Origin of the sequence: uncultured Roseobacter sp., assembly GCF_947496515.1 — a bacterium.
Classification (GTDB): domain Bacteria; phylum Pseudomonadota; class Alphaproteobacteria; order Rhodobacterales; family Rhodobacteraceae; genus Roseobacter.
In genome coordinates, this window is record NZ_CANMDB010000007.1 from 129626 (window position 1) to 145478 (window position 15853).

The following is a 15853-nucleotide window of genomic DNA, read 5'->3' on the forward strand; positions in this document are numbered from 1 at the left end:
ATAAAAAAACGGGCACCGCGGCGCCCGTTCGAATACTGTCTCGTGGGTAATCAGGCGAGGGCCAGATTGCCTGCGCTCTCGCGACCGTCGCGGCCTGCTTCGACGTCGAATGTCACTTTCTGGTTGTCGGCCAGACCTGTGAGGCCTGCGCGTTCAACGGCAGAAATATGGACAAAGATGTCTTTGCCGCCGCCATCGGGGGCGATAAAGCCGTAGCCTTTTGTGGTGTTGAACCATTTCACGGTGCCTGTGGCCATGTCCGTGTCTCCTATGTGATGCTGCCCGCAGTATGCGGCAGCTTGGCTCGGTCGAAAGCAGATCGAAAGACTGGCCGAAAGGAGCAGTGGTCGATAGTTTGTCACGTCGCAGAGCTGATATTGGGTGTGAGCCTCTCAAATGCAAGTCAAATTCTCATGACAAGCGGCCTATTGGTCGTGTCGGCGATTTCCCGCCATTGTTGTACTGCTCATAATTTGACCGGCAGATCGCTTTGTCAGGGGGCGGTGATTTTTACCAGTTGATAAAAGATCATTGCCGTGACAGCTTTTCTCCTTCGCAGTTTAAGCCAGAACTTGGGAGAAACCATGTCCAGCGATACATTCACGCCCGGAATTGCGCCGGGTCGCCTGACGCCGGAAAGCTACGAGGCGCATTTTGCCGACTTGCACCCGGCATTGGAGCCCCACGAGGCTCTGGTCGCCGCAGACCGGTGTTACTTCTGCCATGACGCGCCGTGTATCACCGCCTGCCCCACGGAAATCGACATCCCGCTGTTCATCCGGCAGATCGCGACAGGCACACCTGATGCGGCCGCCAAGACGATCCTGAGCCAGAACATCATGGGAGGCATGTGCGCCCGTGTATGCCCGACCGAAGAGCTCTGCGAGCAGGCCTGCGTGCGGGAGATCGCCGAAGGCAAGCCGGTGCTGATCGGCCAGTTGCAGCGCTACGCGACCGATCATTTGCAGGAGCAGGGGCTGCATCCATTTGAGCGCGCCGCTGCCACAGGACGGAGCATTGCGGTCGTGGGCGCGGGGCCAGCGGGACTATCCTGCGCGCACCGGCTTGCGATGTTGGGCCATGAGGTGGTGGTATTCGACGCCCGCGCCAAGGCGGGTGGGCTCAATGAGTATGGAATTGCCACTTACAAGACGGTGGACGGTTTTGCACAAGCCGAAGTGGACTGGCTGTTGAAGATTGGCGGCATAAGGATCGAATATGGCAAGGCCCTCGGCCGCGATCTGACGCTTGATGCGCTTCGCAAAGACCATGATGCGGTGTTTCTGGGCCTCGGGCTTGGTGGGGTGAACGCGCTGGCGGCCCCCGGGGCGGACAAGGAGGGCGTGCGCGACGCCGTCGGGTTCATCGCTGATCTGCGGCAGGCAGAGGACCTCTCACAGATCCCCGTGGGCCGCGATGTCGTGGTGATCGGTGGCGGTATGACGGCCGTTGACGCCGCTGTGCAGGCGAAGCTACTGGGCGCGCTCAATGTCGCGCTGGTCTACCGGCGCGGGCGTGACCGGATGAATGCCAGCGTCTATGAGCAGGACCTCGCCGCCAGCAAGGGCGTCCGGATCATCACCCACGCCGTTCCGACCGAGATCATCGGGAATGGTGCGGTGCGCGAGATCGTCTTCGACTATGTGGATGACACCATGCAGCCCACGGGCCAGTCGCTGCGACTGGCCGCCGATCAGGTCTTTTGCGCGATCGGTCAGACGCTGGAGGGGGCGACCCTGCCCGACCTTGATGGACGCAAGATCAAGGTGACCGGGACTGGGCGAACCTCTGTCACGGGTGTCTGGGCAGGTGGCGACTGCGCCGCCGGTGGGGACGATCTGACCGTGACGGCAGTTGCTGAAGGGCGCGATGCGGCCCTGGACATCCACGCTCAGCTGATGCGCAATGCCTGAGCTGCCCGAAGCCGAGGCCGCGCGCGCCCGAATTGCGCGGGGCGCGCTGAACCGCACGATTGAGAGGATCGATCTGGGCGAAGTCAGCCATATGGAGCTGCCAGACGACGCTGCGCGCAAGCGGTTGATCGGCACACAGCTCACGCGGACCCACAGGCACGGTAAGTACATCTTTGTGGGCTCCGTCACAGGCCCGTGGTTGCATATCCATCTCGGCATGGCCGGATCCATTCGTATCTGCGAGGCGGGAGCCGACCTTCCGAAGTACGTCCGCTTGACCATTGTTTTCGAAGGGAACACCCGGCTTCACTTTCGGGATCCCCGCAAGTTCGGACATATCGAGGTGGTCGAGGATGTGGATGCTTTCATCGCCGACAAGGGGCTGGGGCCGGATGCGCTGACGATCGGCGACAATGCCTTTGCCGCCACCATCGGCGCCACGCGCGGAGCGGTGAAATCAGCGCTGCTGAGCCAGCAGAAACTGGCGGGCGTTGGTAATCTCTGGGCGGATGAGGCGCTATTTCGGTCAGGTATCCACCCCGAAGCCAGAGCCTGCGATCTGGGATCTGACCGGATCCAGTCCCTGCACAGCGCGGTCACCTCGACCCTGCAGGCTGTCGTCGATACCGATGCGACCTATTCGAAACTGCCCGAGGACTGGTTGATCCATCGCAGAGAAGACGGCGCGGCCTGCACGCGGTGCGATGGGACCATCACCAAGAAGACCGTCGGCGGTCGAACGTCTTATCATTGTCCCGACCATCAGGTCGGTGTCTCAAACCCGGCCCAGGCGCAAAGCTAAGGCATAACCCGAAGAAAGGTCCGCATATGGCTGATCTGAGAAGCGAATTTATCGGCATCAAGAGCCCAAACCCGTTCTGGCTGGCCTCTGCGCCGCCCACAGACAAGGAATACAACGTTCGCCGTGCGTTTGATGCCGGTTGGGGCGGTGTGGTGTGGAAGACGCTGGGGCTGGATCCGCATGTCGTCAATGTGAACGGCGCGCGCTACGGTGCGGTCTACGGCGCGGATCGTCGGCTTTTGGGCCTCAACAACATCGAGTTGATCACTGACAGGCCGCTGCAGACCAATCTGGACGAGATCAAGGTGGTCAAGCGGGACTACCCCGACCGGGCAATGATCGTGTCATTGATGGTGCCCTGTGAGGAGGAGCCTTGGAAGTTCATCCTGCCGTTGGTCGAAGACACTGGCGCGGACGGGGTGGAGCTGAACTTTGGCTGCCCGCACGGGATGAGCGAGCGGGGCATGGGGTCGGCGGTCGGGCAGGTGCCCGAATACATCGAGATGGTGACCCGGTGGGTGAAGGCCAACACCCGAATGCCGGTGATCGTGAAGCTGACGCCTAACATCACGGACATCCGCAAGCCTGCGGAGGCCGCCATGAAAGGCGGTGCCGATGCGGTCAGCCTGATCAATACGATCAACTCCATCACGAGCGTCGATCTGGACCTTTTCGCGCCGGAGCCCACCATTGATGGCAAGGGCGCACACGGCGGGTACTGCGGACCCGCGGTCAAACCCATCGCGCTCAACATGGTGGCCGAGATCGCGCGGGACCCGACCCTGGGGCAGATCCCGATTTCGGGCATCGGTGGCATCACGACCTGGCGCGATACGGCGGAGTTCATGGCTCTGGGGGCCGGGAATGTGCAGGTGTGTACCGCGGCCATGACCTACGGGTTCAAGATCGTGCAGGAGATGATCTCGGGCCTCAGCGATTATATGGACAGCAAGGGCATCGCGTCGGTCGATGAGATTGTCGGGCGCGCGGTACCCAATGTGACCGACTGGCAGTACCTGAACCTGAATTACGTGGCCAAGGCCAAGATCAATCAGGATCTGTGCATTTCCTGCGGGCGGTGCTTTGCAGCTTGCGAGGATACCTCGCATCAGGCGATCTCCATGTCGTCTGATCGGGTGTTCGAGGTGATCGACGCGGAATGCGTCGCGTGCAACCTATGTGTTAACGTCTGTCCGGTGGAGAACTGCATCACCATGGAGGCCATGACACCGGACGAAGTGGATCCGCGCACTGGCCAAAGGGTCGAAGCGGAGTACGCCAATTGGACAACCCATCCAAATAATCCTGCGGCCAAGGCCGCAGAATAGGGATCACTTCTCCTCCCGCTCCAGAATGGGCGCGGTCGGCAAGGGGTTGGGCAACTCGAACTCCGGTTCGGCGGCTTTGGCCTCAGCTGCGGCGGCAGCGGCACGTTCTTCAGCGCGCTTGGTCTCCATGGCCTCTCGGAATGCGCGGGACTCCGCGCGCTTCTGAGCTTGCTCTGCCCGGAAGTCGCTTTCTGCCGCGGCCTTGCTGCGCGCCTCTTCCGCTCGATTTTCTTCGGCCCGCGCCTCGATGACGGATTTCGAGGTGGCATCCGCAGGCACGGTCGGCACTGGCATGCGTACCTGCGCGCGCTTCAGCAACGTGGCCAGTTGTGCGCCGCCGGTGCCGGTCCCGCTTCCCGCCCCCTGACCGGAATGGTCGGACCCCATGTTGGTTCCGTTGCTGTTAGCCGATTTTGCGGTCGGCACGGCGGCCAGCGGATTGGCCGCGGATGCGTCGGCCGGTGCCAGCGTCGCGGGCTGCGGCGCATAGGGGGCATTGAAAGATATAGCACTCATCACAAGCTCCAATCACATCAGAAGCCGCCACCCGCATCTATTAAGGCAAAATGAATGCTAACGACGCGTTAACGCCGCCCAGTTTTTTCGCCTGTGGTTAACAGGGGCTCAAGGCGTGAGCAGCCGGGTAAACATCGCGTCGAGGTGTCTGGCGGCGTCCTTATGGCTGTCGGGGTCATCTTTCAGCAGAACTTTCACCTGCACCGCGAAATCGGCGTAGTGTTGCGTCGTGGCCCAGATGGAGAAGATCAGATGGCGCGGATCGACCGGGGCCAGTTGACCTTTATCCACCCAAGTCTTTATGACAGCACATTTTTCATCGAAAAGGGGTTGCAGATCCGAGGCGAGATAGGGGGTGACCCGCGGTGCGCCTCGCAGGATCTCGCCTGCGAACAACCGGCTTTCGCGCGGCAGATCCCGCGCCATATCCAGCTTGCGCCGCACATAGCAGAGGATCTCGGCCAAGGCTTCACCGTCGGGGTTAAGTGTGACCAAAGGGTCCTGCCACGTCCCCAGCAACTGGTTCAGAAGCGTGACATGAATGTCCTCTTTACCGTCGAAATAGTAAAGAATGTTAGGTTTGCTCAGCCCCGCTGCCTCCGCAATCTGGTCCAGTGTCGCGCCGCGGTAGCCGTGTGTTGAAAAAACATCCAAGGCCGCATCCAGGATCAGGCCGCGATTGCGGCGCTGGATTCGGCTTGGTTTTTTGACGTCGCCGTCTGGCACCTTCGTCTCCGCCACCAATGCTGCAAATTGCGTCAGCCTTGTCTACTAGTGTACACATCGTCCGATGCGCTGCAAATGGAAGCCTTGACTAAGCATACGCCAGTCGCAATCGTTAGAGCTTACCAATCGGTCAAAACCGATGCGGATCAGATGGAAAAAGGATCGCAGTCATGCCTGCTCCAGGTCAAAATCTGAAGATCAACCCGGACCGGCTGTGGGACAGCCTGATGGAGATGGCAAAGATCGGACCGGGGGTGGCGGGCGGCAACAACCGTCAGACGCTGACCGATGAAGACGCGGCGGGCCGTGCGTTGTTCCAGCAGTGGTGCCAAACGGCTGGCTGCGAGATGGGGCTGGATCAGATGGGTAACATGTTCGCCCGCCGCGAGGGGGCGGACCCGGCGGCGCTGCCGGTCTACGTGGGCAGCCATCTGGACACGCAGCCGACAGGTGGCAAATACGACGGGGTGCTGGGCGTGTTGGGCGGATTGGAGATCATCCGGACGCTCAATGATCTGGGCGTGCAGACGAAACACCCGATTGTCGTGACGAATTTTACCAATGAGGAAGGGACCCGCTATGCGCCCGCGATGCTGGCGTCGGGGGTGTTTGCAGGCCTGCACACGCAAGATTGGGCTTACGCGCGTGTCGATGCGGAGGGCAAGACCTTTGGCGATGAGCTGAAGCGGATCGGCTGGCGCGGGGACGAAGAGGTGGGCAAGCGCGAGATGCACGCGTTTTTCGAACTGCATATTGAGCAAGGCCCCATCCTAGAGGCTGAAAGCAAGGACATTGGTGTGGTGACCCACGGTCAGGGTCTGCGCTGGATCGAGGTGACGCTTCTGGGCAAGGATAGTCATACGGGCTCGACCCCGATGCCGATGCGGCGCAATGCGGGGCTCGGCATGGCGCGGATTTTGGAGAGGGTTGACGAGATCGCGCTGAGCCACGCGCCCCATGCGGTGGGGGCAGCTGGTCAGATCGACGTCAGTCCCAATTCACGCAACGTGATCCCGGGCAAGGTTGTCTTTACGGTTGATTTCCGCTCGCCGGATCTGAGCGTCATCGAGCAGATGGAAGAGGAGCTTTATCGGGTCGCCCGGCAGATCGCGGAGGATATGGGATTGGAGATCTCCTTTGCGACCGTTGGCGGGTTCGATCCGGTGGCCTTTGATGACGGGTGTGTGCGGGCGGTCCGGTCCGCCGCTGAGCGGCTTGGGTATTCGCACATGGATCTGATCTCCGGCGCCGGGCATGACGCCTGTTGGATCAACCGGGTGGCGCCGACGGCGATGGTCATGTGCCCCTGCGTGGATGGCCTGAGCCACAACGAGGCGGAAGAGATCTCCAAGGAGTGGGCCGCAGCGGGCACGGATGTGCTGTTGCATGCGGTGGTCGAGACGGCGGAAATCGTCGGATAGGTGCAATTGCCCGTATGGGGGCCAGCCCCCATACCCCCGGAGTTTATCGGGCAAAGTGAAAGAGCTTTGGGCCGCGAAGAGTAGGGACATGCGATGAGCAAGGTGATCAAGGGTGGGTTGGTTTGCACGGCAGACCGCACCTGGGAAGCGGATGTGCTGATCGAGGGCGAGACCATTGCCCGGATTGGGGAAGATCTGTCGGGTGACACGTACATTGATGCGGAAGGTGCTTATGTGATTCCGGGCGGGATTGATCCGCACACGCATATGGAGATGCCTTTTATGGGCACCACCGCCGCCGAGACCTTTGAGAGCGGGACCTGGGCGGCCGCCGCTGGCGGCACGACGATGATCGTGGATTTCTGTCTGCCCGGCGCCGATGGGTCGATCAAGAACGCCATTAACGAGTGGCACCGGAAATCCGCGCCGCAGATCTGTTCCGATGTGGGCTACCACATGGCGATCACCGGATGGAACGAGAGCATTTTCAATGAAATGAAGGACGCCGTGGAGATGGGCGTGAATTCCTTCAAGCACTTTATGGCCTACAAGGGCGCGTTGATGGTGGAGGATGACGAGATGTTCGCCTCTTTCCAGCGCTGTGCCGAGTTGGGCGCGCTGCCGATGGTGCATGCGGAAAACGGCGATCTGGTGGCGGCGCTGCAGGAGAAGTATTTCAATGAAGGCATCACCGGCCCGGAAGGACATGCGTATTCGCGACCGCCCGAGGTCGAGGGTGAGGCGGCGAACCGGGCGATCACCATTGCGGATGCGGCGGGGGTGCCTCTCTACATTGTGCATGTGTCTTGTGAGCAGGCGCATGAGGCGATCCGGCGGGCGCGGCAGAAGGGGATGCGGGTTTACGGGGAGCCGCTCGTTCAGTTTCTGACATTGAACGAGTCCGAGTATTTCGACAAGGATTGGGATCATGCGGCCCGCCGGGTCATGTCGCCACCGTTCCGGTCCAAGGCGCATCAGGATGGATTATGGGCCGGGCTACAGGCCGGATCACTTCAGGTGGTGGCGACGGATCACTGTGCCTTTACCACAGAGCAGAAACGCCGCGGACGCGATGATTTCAGGATTATTCCGAATGGATCCAATGGTCTGGAGGAACGGCTTGCCGTGCTCTGGACCCGGGGGGTGGAGACGGGGCGGCTGACGCCCAATGAGTTTGTGGCCGCCACGTCCAGCAATGTGGCCAAGATCCTCAACATCTATCCACGCAAGGGGGCGCTGGTGGAGGGTGCGGATGCAGATATCGTGGTGTGGGATCCCAAGATCTCACGGACGATTTCAGCCGGCAATCATCATTCCGTTTTGGACTATAACGTATTCGAAGGGTTCGAGGTGACCGCTCAGGCGCGGTATACGTTGAACAGAGGCGAGGTGATCTGGTCCTGGGGGCAGAATTCGCAACCGAACCCGGGACGCGGTCGGTTTATTCCGCGCCCTGCATTTTCATCGGCGAGCAAGGCGCTGAGCACGTGGAAGGCCTTGACCGCGCCCAAAATGATCGAAAGAGACCCGCTGAATATCCCCGCGGGGATTTGAGACGGTCGGGTTTTTGCCGGAAGCTTCCCAGCAGTTTGTCGTGGTCTGTCGCAAAGGCTTGCGCAGACTGCTGTTCGACATCGGCAGGCCCTTGGTGACGGTGTTTTAACCGGGATATATCCGGTCTTACTCGGGATGATACCGCGCTGCGCCGTGGTCCGGTTGGATGATGATGTTTCGTTGGTAGCGACTGGTTATCGTCATCCTGCTGCGACTGCAGGACTTGGCGACGGCATTTGGTGGAGGCCGGTCGTGTTATGACAGAGCGATGGCCCGCTGATACCGGCCCTCCGGGGGGAGTTTTTTGGCAAAGTGAGAGAGCGCCTGATGCGTGCACGGTGGTTTCGCGGCAGATTGGCGGCACGGGCAGGACTTTCAGGTGCGAGCCCTGACAGACGTTGAGCAATGAACTGTCAGCTGGGTGTGCTGTTTTTGGCGCCGATGGTGGCGCAGCGGCGGTTTTTCCCCCGTCAGACTGGATTTTTTGACGCGCCAAACCATCTTAGGTGAAGCCAAGGGAGACCTGAAAGTATGAGTAACATGGAAAATCTGGAAAGCCAGTTGACCGAGCAGGAGCGGCAATCGAAGATCAACGGTGACGCGCTGGCATCGGTGTTGGCCACGGGACGGCGGCGCGAGGCGCGCGGGTATGCGATGATGTCGGCGGCTCTTGGCTACGGTGAGGGCGCGCTGGGGACAGGGGTCTTTGGAAAGATCAGTCATCTTGCCAAGCTCTTCTGCATTGGGTTTGCGTTTTTGGCGCCGAGCCTCCTGGTGTGGTATGTTCTGCTGTAATGCGCGGACATGGCGCTTTTGACGGAGTTTCGCCAGCCGAGACACGCTGAGGCTGCCGATAGGTGCCCGGTGCTAGATGTTGGAAGCGGTTGTGATCGACTGGCGGGCTATTGACTTCGTTTCGTGGAACGGCGGGGCATTGGGTCGTTGTCGTTTCGAGCAAAGCATCCTCCCGGACCGTCTTGCGTTACTGGTAGCGTCAATAAGTCTGCCGGAAACCGTTTGAAAATGTCGTTTGGGGTCGTCAGGGATGCAATGCTTCGGGCCTGGCAGCGAGCACAGATGCATGTACCCACTAGCCGACGTGGAAGTACCCTTCCGCTTATCTTAGCTCTCAACCCTAACTTGTAGTGGCGGCACACAGGTGTTAATGATCATGCCGCCGCGCTTGCTTTTCGTCTGCGCTTCCCTGCGCTCGCCTCATTGGCTCTTGTTTCACAGTCTGCGGTCAATTCCGCCGGTGGAAGCCAGAGTGGGCTGTATTTTGAACCGGGCAGGTTGCACGCGCGGTTTGGGATGTGAAGAACGATACGAGCGCTTGCCAGAACAGGCACGTCACGATGAGCGTTGCCGTTAGACCGATACCGACACCTATATATAGTGCGAGCGCTGACCAGACCCCGAAATCGAAGAAAAACAGAGCCGACAAGAACGTCAGAAAGCCGCAGACGCCTCCGATCATAGTCGAGATGATCGCCATAAGAACTCCTCCATCTTCATCGCTAACAAACGCAAATTACCCAAAGGTTAACAATGTGGCGGGAATGTGGCGCCGAGGCGCGTATTCTGAGGCAAAGCGGGGGTAACATGCTTGGGGCAGACGAAGCGCATGGATCAGAGGTAAGTCGCCGGGCCGACTACATCTTGTGTCTCGCAGTTTGCAACGTCTGCATGCTGTTGTTTTTGAACAGGCCGATGATGCACGGCTTGGCCGGGAACGGCAGGTTTAAGAGAAGTTTTAAGCAGTTGGTTGGCTCTGAGCGGTTGGACGCGGACAGCTTGCGACGTCCTGCGGACGCCGTTTCCGTGTCACGACACCGCTGGCGTTGACGGCCAGTGCTCTTTCTTGGGAGAGGGGAAGGTCCTTCTTGCCAGACCATCTCATTTCAGAAATGCCTTAACAAAGATTCAAATTTTAGAAAAAACGTCGCGAGTGTGAAGCCGGTCACATACGACGGCCCTGGTACAGGCTTAAGTGGAAGGGTGAACCGGGGGGATATAGACCTCCTCGGAAGTGGAGTAACGATTGTGACCAGAGTACCTGATTTTACTGACGATCGCCGGGATATTTCCCCGGATGTCATCCCGGTTCTGCGCACCTCTTCCTCGCGCAAAACGGGGTGCAGCCCAGTCAGCCGTCGTCCCGGCCCGAAGTGCCCCGATACGTGGCGTTTCACAGACTGGGCTGCTCTCTGACTGACCCCAGGAAGCGCAGTTTCTCCCCCTGCGCCTTTTCCTCTCCCCTGACGGGCCGGTTATTTTGCCGGCCCGTTTTTTTGCGACTGGGCGGCGAGTGCTTTTCTACGTCTTTCAGAATCCGCGCTTACGCAGCACGTCTTGGCGGTGCTCGTGTGACGGTGCGACGGTCCTCTCGCGCGCCGAGCGTACGCGGTCGATGAACCGCCGGGGCGAGGGCTGGGCGAGGCCGGAGAGTCCCTGGACGGCTTCGTTGGCAAAACGCGGGTCAGCATACTTCTAGATAGGTACCGAATGTATGTTCCAGTTCTTGCTGCAACGTGAGCCGCGGCGGTGGTCCGATATCAGCGGTAGAACCTCCATTGACCGTATTCGCAGCCACATTGTTTCACCGCGCGGGTAGTCGTGACAATGCTTTCCTGTCCCGTCCTCTGCGTCCGAAGCTGCCAGGATGGCTCACTCATATCGCTCAACTTCAATCCGTAAAGAGGCGGGATAATTTTCGCGTCGAGCTTGGATTTAGAAGACCTGCCGGCTTCGAAAAAGTCCACTTTTATGGCCTGTTTTCGGGAGGGATGTAGATGTTTCTGCAGCTTGTTGTCTCAAGTTCGTTAGATATCGACTGAGCTCACCGGTTGATGGCATCGATATGTTTGTCCGGAACGCAAAGCTTAACGCAATCTTGGGTTAAAGTCAGTCAGTCGGGCAAAGCATTTGTCAGTCACTTTATGCGGATACCGGTCCAACTAATGTACACTTTCGCCTATGATTTCCTCATAGTGACTTGTGTTTCCAAACCGTGTGACCTGAGGCCCAGCTCTCTTCCAGTCTTTTGGAGAATACGTGTATTCGTTTTTTGGCCTTATGCGGCCTGCTTTCGCAAAGTCACTTTAACCGCAAACCCATTGATCGATGAGGTCAGCAAAGACCGGGAGTCGGGTTACATACGAGCTGTTCTGTGCCAATCGGGGTCTCCGCCCGGCTCGCCTGGGGTTGCGGCGTCGTCGCGGCGGCAGAGCGTCTCGCTCGCGTGAGCCACTCCTTCGTCTGATCTGGACCGAGGTCAGCGATTCCTGCAACGCATGTGCTGCGGTCTTCGCGTGATTTTCAAAATCGGAGTAATCGATTTGCTCATGGATCCATTCCTGCAAAGATTGGTTGCGTGGGAGGTCTGCCATATCCGTCACGCCCTCAATCACGCCGTTGAGGGACATGCTGTTGGGCGGGGCATTGGTCAGAATGCGTAGACCCGCAAAAAGCAACGTTTCGTACGCCAACCGAAAAAGGTCACCGGCCTGGAACAGCGCCCATACGGGTTCAACTTCGGACGAATCCATCCCTTTATCTTCTTCGGTCGTGACGCCAAACCAGTCTCACTTCGATCCCTTGGATTTGGGGGCCGTCCACGCTGGGCGGCTAGGCGCAGCAACGTCTTGAGGGTTTGACTTCTGGTCTGGTCGCACTCTGCCACTGATGCGTGCCGCCAGAAGAGAGTAGCTGCAAGTTCACGCTGTTCTTGGCTTCCCCTACTTCGCACACATCGGCTATATGAAGGTCGATGAGGTCGCCAAAGGTCTGTAGGCGGGAAACGGACGACTTGTTCGGCGCGATTCCTCGATCGACTCGGGTTTCTGCCTGGCGAGCCCGGCGATGGGCATCGTTGCGGCGAAGGAACGTCTCGCTCGCGTAGCGGCCCTTTCGTTTGATCTGGACGCGGATCAGGCATGGGAAGGAAGCTTGGTGATGGTGGCCATTTTGTGTGCGCTGTGTGTGCAACGAGTCGTCGTAGAGGGGCAAATTCGGGGATATCGGGGCGTAGTCCATCGTAGCAGCATCCGCCGCCAACAGTTTGAAGATACATAAAAATGCACATAGATAAAAATGCTATATTGTCTGTTGCGCCCATGATGGACTGGACGGACCGGCACTGCCGCTATCTGCACCGGCTGCTGAGCGCCCATACACTGCTCTACACTGAGATGGTGACGGCGGCAGCTCTGGTGCGGGGAGGCGCGTTGCACTTGTTGGCCTTCTCACCGCAGGAGCATCCGGTTGCTTTGCAGTTGGGCGGCTCTGATCCGGCGGAGCTGGCGCGTGCAGCGAAGTTGGGTGCGCAGGCGGGGTATGATGAGATCAACCTGAACGTCGGTTGCCCGTCGGACCGTGTGCAATCCGGTGCCTTTGGCGCCGTCCTGATGCAGCAGCCGGGTCTCGTGGCCGATTGCGTCGCTGCCATGCAGGACGCTGTCGCGGTACCCGTGACCGTGAAATGCCGCATCGGTGTTGATGATCAAACCCCCGAGGAGGTGCTGCCCGAATTTCTGGCGCGGATCGTCGCCGCAGGATGCGAGCGGCTTATCATTCACGCACGCAAGGCATGGTTGCAGGGCCTCAGCCCCAAGGAAAACCGGGACATCCCGCCGCTTGACTATGATCTGGTGATGCAGATGAAGGGCCTCTTTCCGAACCTGCATATCAGTATCAACGGCGGCATTACCACGCTGGAGCAGGCCGCAGCGTTCCTTGAGGCGGGGCTCGACGGTGTGATGATCGGGCGCGCGGCCTACCATGATCCCGCGGCCGTACTTTGCCGGGCCGATCCGGTGATCTTTGGTCGGGGTGAGGCGAGCACAGCGGAGCAGGCGGCGGAGGCGATGCTGCCCTACATCGAGGCCCATCTCGCCGAGGGCGGCAAGCTGGGGCAGGTCACGCGCCATATGCTGGGGCTTTTCAACGGGCGGCCCGGTGCGCGGCTCTGGCGGCGGACCCTGTCGGAGGGGGCGCATTTGCCCGGTGCGGGGCCGGAACTTGTCGAGCAGGCCTTGCGTGCGGTTCCCGCCGTGGATGGTTTGCGGGACACCGGATGACCCGGCGCACGCACGCCCGGGCTCATGTCACGTGACACAGCCGCCGTCATTCGCTGACAAGGGCTGGACCGTCTTCGTGCCCGAGCCTGCGGTGACTGACTGGGTCGAGGCGGCGCTGCCGCACGCCCGTCAGGCCCTGATTGCGCATCCAGATCAGTTGCAGTGTGACGGGACCTGGTTCGTCGGTCTCGACGTCTTGCCCAATGATGGCAGCGGTCGCATGCCGAGAGGGCCTGCATTGGCGGGGACGGCGGTGGACTTTGCGACGGCGCACTGCGGCGGCTGGCCGGTATTGCACGCAGGCCAGTTATCGGTGACCTATCCCGGCTATCCGCGTCCCCGCGCGGGCGAGACGGAGGCGGGCTTTCGCTACCGCCTGACCCGAGACGCGGCGCATGTGGATGGGATCATCGGTCTGGGAACGCCGAAACGGCGTTTTCTCAAAGAGCCGCACGCTTTTGTGCTGGGGCTACCACTCACCGAAGCAGATGCGGATGCCGCCCCGCTGGTGGTATGGGAAGGCAGTCATCACCTGATGCGTACTGCGTTACGCGATGCTGTCGCGGCAGCGCCCGGTGATGAAATAGAACGGATCGATGTCACGCAGGCGTATCAGGCAGCACGGCGCGTCGTCTTTGAGCAGTGCAGACGTGTTGTCCTACATGGCACACCCGGATCCGTGCTGTTGCTGCATCGCCACCTGTTGCATGGTGTGGCGCCCTGGACGCCGGGGGCCATGGCGGCGCCCGAAGGCCGCATGATCGCGTATTTCCGTCCCGAACTGCCCGGTGGTTTGCCGGACTGGCTGACCGCGCCCTGAGCCTGCATGCCCGCTTTGCATTCACCCCCCTTGGCAAGGCCTCGGGCAGCACTTATACGCGCAGCCTGATCCCCCGGAGCCGGAGACACCCCCAATGGTTGGCAGCGCAAATCTCAACATCATGATCAAGGCCGCGCGCCGCGCTGGCCGGGCGCTGGCCAAGGACTTTCGCGAGGTGGAAAACCTGCAGGTCTCGATGAAGGGGGCAGGTGACTTCGTCAGCCGCGCCGACATCAACGCAGAGAAGATCATCAAAGAAGACCTGATGGGCGCCCGGCCGACCTATGGCTGGCTCGGCGAGGAAGGCGGCGGCGAAGACGGGCAGGACCCGACCCGGCGCTGGATCGTCGACCCGCTCGATGGGACCACGAATTTCCTGCACGGGCTGCCGCATTGGGCGGTCTCCATCGCGTTGGAGCACAAGGGGCAGATCGTGGCCGGTGTGGTCTTCGACCCTGCCAAGGACGAGATGTTTTTCGCCGAGAAAGGCGCGGGTGCCTGGATGAACGAAAGCCGCTTGCGGGTTTCGGGGCGTTCCAAGATGATCGAGGCGCTTTTCTCGACGGGTATCCCCTTTGGCGGCCGTGCGGATTTGCCCGAAACGTTGAAAGAGATTGCACGGGTGGCGCCTGCGTGCTCCGGCATCCGTCGATGGGGGGCGGCGGCGCTCGATCTCGCCTATGTGGCGGCGGGCCGCTACGACGGATACTGGGAACGGCGGCTCAATGCCTGGGACATCGCGGCGGGGCTCATTATTCTGCGCGAAGCGGGCGGGCTGGTGGAGCCGATCACTCCCGGCGGCAACATCATCGAAGACGGCACGGTGATTGGCGCAAATGAGGCGCTGTTTTCTCCGCTGGCCAAGCTCGTGCGCGGCTGATCAAGACCAGGGCCCGCGCGGGCGCCGACGGCGACCCGCCCTGGGGATGCTGCTGCGGACCAGCTTGTACTGTGCTTGCGGATGAGGTGGCTGGCCATCGTTGCGGTTCCAGAACGCGGGGCCGCCGCGGCGCAACCACAAGGGTGCCGTCAAGATCACGCCCGCGATAAAGCCGCCCGCATGCGCCCAATAGGCGACGCCGCCCGTGTCAGGATTGGTGCCGATGCCACCGGCGAATTGCATCCCGAACCACAGCGCCAGCATGATCCATGCGGGGATCGGAAAGATCCTGAAAAAGACGACGAAGATGATCAGAATGTCGACTTTCGCCTTGGGAAAGAGGAGCAGATAGGCGCCCATCACCCCCGCGATCGCGCCCGAAGCCCCCACCATCGGCACCGCGGATAAAGGCGCCGTGATATACTGTGCCCAACCCGCGGCCAGCCCCGATAGAATGTAGAAGAGCGCGTAGCCCAGATGCCCCATTTCATCCTCGACGTTGTCGCCAAAGATGAACAGAAAGAGCATATTGCCTGCCAGGTGCATCCAGCCGCCATGCAGGAACATCGAGGTGATGAGCGTATAGCTCGCCTCGCCCGCGTTCAGTCTGGCGGGAATGAGCGCCCAGTCAAACCACAGCGCGTTCAGGGCGCGCGCATCCTGCATGACCCCAACGTAGCTGAGAAAGATGCCGATGTTCGCGGCCATCAGCAGATAGGTAACGTAAGGTGTGCGGCCGGACGGGTTGTGATCTCGGATCGGAAACATGGCGGCACGCTGGGCGATCCGCGCCCGAGCGTCAAGAGACGCAGAGC

14 protein-coding genes are annotated in these 15853 nt (G+C 60.5%); 9 read left to right on the forward strand and 5 right to left on the reverse strand.

Features of this window, described 5'->3' with window-relative positions:
- Window positions 1–50 precede the first annotated feature (50 nt).
- Window positions 51–257 (reverse strand): cold-shock protein, encoded by a 207-nt coding sequence (locus Q1A53_RS13860; protein ID WP_159977586.1) that lies wholly within the window; start codon window positions 255–257, stop codon window positions 51–53.
- Window positions 258–584: 327 nt separating this feature from the next.
- On the opposite strand from Q1A53_RS13860, the gene Q1A53_RS13865 reads away from it, so the two are divergent.
- The 3 genes from Q1A53_RS13865 to preA are packed head-to-tail and all read left to right on the forward strand — an operon-like array spanning window position 585 to window position 4043.
- Window positions 585–1913, forward strand: coding sequence for an NAD(P)-dependent oxidoreductase (locus Q1A53_RS13865; RefSeq protein WP_299967794.1), 1329 nt, complete (start codon window positions 585–587; stop codon window positions 1911–1913).
- Window positions 1906–2715: a DNA-formamidopyrimidine glycosylase family protein gene (locus Q1A53_RS13870; RefSeq protein ID WP_299967797.1), complete on the forward strand. Its 810-nt coding sequence runs from the start codon at window positions 1906–1908 to the stop codon at window positions 2713–2715. Before Q1A53_RS13865 ends, Q1A53_RS13870 begins: the two co-directional genes overlap by 8 nt.
- A gap of 26 nt (window positions 2716–2741) precedes the next feature.
- Window positions 2742–4043, forward strand: a complete 1302-nt coding sequence (gene preA / locus Q1A53_RS13875) for an NAD-dependent dihydropyrimidine dehydrogenase subunit PreA (protein WP_299967799.1) — start codon at window positions 2742–2744, stop codon at window positions 4041–4043.
- 3 nt (window positions 4044–4046) lie between these two features.
- On the opposite strand, the gene Q1A53_RS13880 is transcribed toward preA, so the two are convergent.
- Window positions 4047–4559 carry a hypothetical protein gene (locus Q1A53_RS13880; RefSeq protein WP_299967802.1) on the reverse strand — a complete coding sequence of 171 codons (513 nt, stop codon included), beginning with the start codon at window positions 4557–4559 and terminating at the stop codon, window positions 4047–4049.
- A 108-nt stretch (window positions 4560–4667) separates the two neighbouring features.
- Window positions 4668–5285 (reverse strand): TetR family transcriptional regulator C-terminal domain-containing protein, encoded by a 618-nt coding sequence (locus Q1A53_RS13885; protein ID WP_299967805.1) that lies wholly within the window; start codon window positions 5283–5285, stop codon window positions 4668–4670.
- Between the two features lie 170 nt (window positions 5286–5455).
- On the opposite strand from Q1A53_RS13885, the gene Q1A53_RS13890 reads away from it, so the two are divergent.
- The 3 genes from Q1A53_RS13890 to Q1A53_RS13900 all read left to right on the forward strand — a co-directional run bounded on the left by Q1A53_RS13890 (window position 5456) and on the right by Q1A53_RS13900 (window position 9055).
- On the forward strand, window positions 5456–6706 hold the full coding sequence (locus tag Q1A53_RS13890) for a Zn-dependent hydrolase (protein WP_299967807.1): 1251 nt from the start codon (window positions 5456–5458) through the stop codon (window positions 6704–6706).
- Window positions 6707–6799: 93 nt separating this feature from the next.
- A complete protein-coding gene (hydA, locus tag Q1A53_RS13895; RefSeq protein ID WP_299967810.1) occupies window positions 6800–8260 on the forward strand; it encodes a dihydropyrimidinase in 1461 nt (486 codons plus the stop codon).
- A 531-nt stretch (window positions 8261–8791) separates the two neighbouring features.
- Window positions 8792–9055, forward strand: a complete 264-nt coding sequence (locus tag Q1A53_RS13900) for a hypothetical protein (RefSeq protein ID WP_299967812.1) — start codon at window positions 8792–8794, stop codon at window positions 9053–9055.
- Window positions 9056–11361: 2306 nt separating this feature from the next.
- Here Q1A53_RS13900 and Q1A53_RS13905 read toward each other — a convergent pair.
- Window positions 11362–11808, reverse strand: a complete 447-nt coding sequence (locus Q1A53_RS13905; RefSeq protein WP_299967814.1) for a hypothetical protein — start codon at window positions 11806–11808, stop codon at window positions 11362–11364.
- A 528-nt stretch (window positions 11809–12336) separates the two neighbouring features.
- Between Q1A53_RS13905 and dusA the strand changes: the two genes are divergently transcribed.
- From dusA to Q1A53_RS13920, 3 genes are all read left to right on the forward strand, one after another.
- Window positions 12337–13338, forward strand: coding sequence for a tRNA dihydrouridine(20/20a) synthase DusA (dusA, locus tag Q1A53_RS13910; RefSeq protein ID WP_299967816.1), 1002 nt, complete (start codon window positions 12337–12339; stop codon window positions 13336–13338).
- A gap of 31 nt (window positions 13339–13369) precedes the next feature.
- Window positions 13370–14158, forward strand: coding sequence for a hypothetical protein (locus Q1A53_RS13915; protein ID WP_299967819.1), 789 nt, complete (start codon window positions 13370–13372; stop codon window positions 14156–14158).
- Window positions 14159–14252: 94 nt separating this feature from the next.
- The gene (locus tag Q1A53_RS13920; RefSeq protein WP_299967820.1) at window positions 14253–15038 is read left to right on the forward strand and encodes an inositol monophosphatase family protein; all 786 of its coding nucleotides are present in this window, start codon (window positions 14253–14255) and stop codon (window positions 15036–15038) included.
- Here Q1A53_RS13920 and Q1A53_RS13925 read toward each other — a convergent pair whose 3' ends face one another.
- Window positions 15039–15806 carry a rhomboid family intramembrane serine protease gene (locus tag Q1A53_RS13925; protein ID WP_299967822.1) on the reverse strand — a complete coding sequence of 256 codons (768 nt, stop codon included), beginning with the start codon at window positions 15804–15806 and terminating at the stop codon, window positions 15039–15041.
- Between the last annotated feature and the right edge of the window lie 47 nt (window positions 15807–15853).